This window comes from Streptomyces sp. NPDC002044, assembly GCF_040296725.1.
In the GTDB taxonomy this organism is placed as follows: Bacteria; Actinomycetota; Actinomycetes; order Streptomycetales; family Streptomycetaceae; genus Streptomyces; species Streptomyces antarcticus.
On record NZ_JBEOXU010000318.1, the window covers coordinates 1 to 1,716 of the forward strand.

The 1,716-nt window shown below is 74.9% G+C and carries 1 protein-coding gene; it reads right to left on the reverse strand.

Annotated elements, in window-relative coordinates:
• Positions 1–47: 47 nt before the first annotated feature.
• Positions 48–1,535: a DUF2637 domain-containing protein gene (locus ABT106_RS31895; protein ID WP_351284536.1), complete on the reverse strand. Its 1,488-nt coding sequence runs from the start codon at positions 1,533–1,535 to the stop codon at positions 48–50.
• Positions 1,536–1,716 lie beyond the last annotated feature (181 nt).

A 1,716-nucleotide genomic window follows, 5' to 3' on the forward strand; every position in this document is an offset into this window, starting at 1 on the left:
CACCCCACGGGGTGCGGGCCCCTCCGCATGCTCGGGCCGGCCGTCGCCTACGCGATGTGCTCGGCCTCCAGCTCCTTCTGGTAGCGCTGCTTGAACGCGGGGATCATCCGGCGCAGCAGCGAGCCGCTGCGCGGGTGGGTCACGCCGTAACCGTCGGACAGGTGTATGTCGAGCGCCTCGGGGGTCGGGAAGTCGCTCTGCTCGTCGACGAGCGCGACGAACACCTTGTAGGCGATGTCGGCGAACTCGGCCTCGTCGGGCGACTGCGCCGGCTCCACCGGCCCCACCTGCTCCACCGGTTCGGGCACGGCGGGCACGGCGGGCGCGGCGGCGGTCTCGGGGGCCGCCACGGACGCCCCGGGTGCCCCGACGGCGTCCTGGCGCGGGCCCGGGATCGGCAGGTCCGGCCGCGGGGACCGCTGCGGCTCCTCCGGGCCCGTCGGGGGCATCACCGGGATCGGCTCCAGGCCCTCCACGTACTGGGGGTTGTAGCCGCCCTCGTACGCCGCCTGCGGGGCCAGCGGCGCGGCGAACCAGGCGCTGTTGTGGGCGGCCGGCATGGCCGTCGGGTCCACCGCGAAGGGCGGCGGGGCAGGAACGGCGCCAGCCGCGGCGGCGGCCTGCGCGGCGGCCTCCGGAAGCTGGTCCTGGCCCTGCCGGCCCTGCTGGGTCTGCTGGGTCTGGGCTTGGGTCTGGGCCTGCGCTTCGGTCTGCGCCTGTGCCTGGGCCGCGGCCGTCTCCAGCGCGGGCGCCGACCCGGCGGGGGCCACCGCGGCGGTGGCGGACGCGGCGTACGTGGCCGGGTCGGCCGATGCGGCCGACTGCCGCGCCGGGGCCAGCAGTGCGGGGTCGATGCCTGCGGCGGCGAGGCCCTCCGGGGCGGTGTGCGCCAGCGGGACGCCGATCCGGGCCAGCCGCAGCGGCATCAGTGCCGCCACCGGGGCCTTGCGGCGCCAGGCCCGCCCGTACCGTGCCTGCAGTCGCGCCTGGTAGATCAGGCGGTCCTGCTCCATGGCGACGGCCTGCTCGTAGGAGCGCAGCTCCCACAGCTTCATCCGGCGCCACAGCTTGAACGTGGGGAGCGGGGAGAGCAGCCACCGCGTGATGCGGACGCCCTCCATGTGCCGGTCCGCGGTGATGTCCGCGATCCGGCCCACCGCGTGCCGGGCGGCCTCGACCGTCACCACGAACAGGATCGGGATCACGGCGTGCATGCCGACGCCGAGGGGGTCGGGCCAGGACGCGGCACCGTTGAAGGCGATCGTCGCCGCCGTCAGCAGCCACGCCGTCTGCCGCAGGAGCGGGAAGGGTATCCGCATCCACGTCAGCAGCAGGTCCAGCGCCAGCAGCACGCAGATCCCCGCGTCGATGCCGATCGGGAACACCAGCGAGAAGCTGCCGAAGCCCTTCTGCAGGGCGAGCGTGCGCACCGCGGAGTACGAGCCCGCGAACCCGATCCCCGCGATGACGACGGCTCCGGCGACCACGACGCCGATGAGTATCCGGTGCGTACGAGTCAGCTCCATCGCGGCCACCCGCGATCCCCTCCCCTTGTCGAGCACTTACCGACCACTTACCGCGCCTTTACCGAGCCGCGGCAGGCACAGCGTACGGGTGACTGGATGTCAGTGCTCCGGTAGGCCCCGCCGCGGTGGCCCGCAGGCCCGGCCCACCGCCACGCCCGCCAGCGCGCGCTGTTCGGCACGGGCTTCGGGC